Here is a 1374-nt window from a genome sequence, read left to right as displayed (position 1 = left end):
GGCCGGTTCCTGAGGCTGATGCGTAACATGCTTACAGCCGGATACCTGGAGGACTGGGTCTGGAACGCGACGCTGAGCGGGGTACCGCAAGGCGGTGTCGTCTCACCCGTCCTCTCGAATATTTACCTGCACCGGTTGGACTCTTTTGTTGAAACGGTTCTGATCCCGGAATACACCCGAGGGCGGGTCCGTGAGCAGGACACCGCCTATGCTAGGGTGCGCGCCGCCAGGGACCGGGCATACCGGCGCGGCAACCACACGCAAGCGCGGAAGCTGCGCCAACAGATGCGGACCATGCCCAGCGGGGATCCTTACGATCCCGGCTACCGGCGGTTGCGCTATGTTCGGTATTGCGACGACACCCTGCTCGGGTTCGTCGGACCCAAGGCCGAAGCCGAGGAGATCAAACAGCGCCTGACAGCGTTCCTACGCGACGATCTCGCCCTGGAACTCTCGGACGACAAGACACTGATCACGCACGCCCGCACCCAGGCGGCGCGTTTCCTCGGATACGAGATCACCGTGCTTCACAACGACCGCAAGGTCACCGGCGGCAAACGCAGTGCCAACGGCACCGTCAGCCTCCGGGTACCCGAATCGGTGATCAGAGCCAAGAAAGCCCCCTACACCTCGCGCGGCAAACCCGAGCGCAGGCCCCGTCTGATCAACGAGGACGACCACACCATCGTCAGCACCTACGGGGCCGAGTGGCGGGGCGTCGTCCAGTACTACCTGCAGGCCGGGAACGTTCACCGTCTCTACCGGCTGCACTGGGTCATGGAGACCTCGTTGCTCAAGACCCTGGCCAACAAGCACCGCTCGTCGGTGTCGAAAATGGCCCGTAAATACGCGGCCACCGTCGACACCCCGCACGGGCGGCGCAAGTGCTTCGAGGCCACGGTCGAACGCAGCGGCAGGAAGCCACTGGTCGCACGGTTCGGCGGTATTCCACTCCGACGGCGCCGCGACGCGGTCATCTCCGACCGCGTCCTGGTCCCGGGCGTCGTCCGCCACACGGAGCTGGTCACCCGGCTCCTGGCGAACCACTGCGAGATCTGCACGAGCACGGACGGCATCACCGTGCACCACGTCCGGCGCCTGTCAGAACTCGAACGTCCCGGACAATCGCAACCGGCATGGGCGGCCCACATGGCACGACGGCGACGCAAGACCCTCGTGGTCTGCCGTTCCTGCCACGACGCCATCCACGCCGGAAAACCCAACCCGCAGCTCACGTCATAGTCACCGGAGAGCGACGTGCGGTGAAAGTCGCATGCGTCGTTCGGGCTGGGGGCCGCCGGAAAAGGACCCGCACCCGCGGGCACCTCGCCGGCGGCCCACCAGTGCCCCCAGCTCGAAGACCTGTTCCGGCTG

1 protein-coding gene is annotated in these 1374 nt (G+C 65.8%); it reads left to right on the top strand.

All coding sequences use genetic code 11. The features are described 5' to 3' along the window. Positions 1 to 1242 (top strand): reverse transcriptase/maturase family protein (locus tag FMEAI12_RS30650; protein WP_112108772.1); only part of this gene is annotated, 1242 nt, incomplete at its 5' end. Positions 1243 to 1374 lie beyond the last annotated feature (132 nt).

Origin of the sequence: Parafrankia sp. Ea1.12 (assembly GCF_900465275.1) — a bacterium.
GTDB lineage: Bacteria > Actinomycetota > Actinomycetes > Frankiales > Frankiaceae > Parafrankia > Parafrankia soli.
The sequence above is the reverse complement of the archived record's forward strand: the minus strand, read 5'-3'. Positions and strand labels throughout refer to the sequence as shown.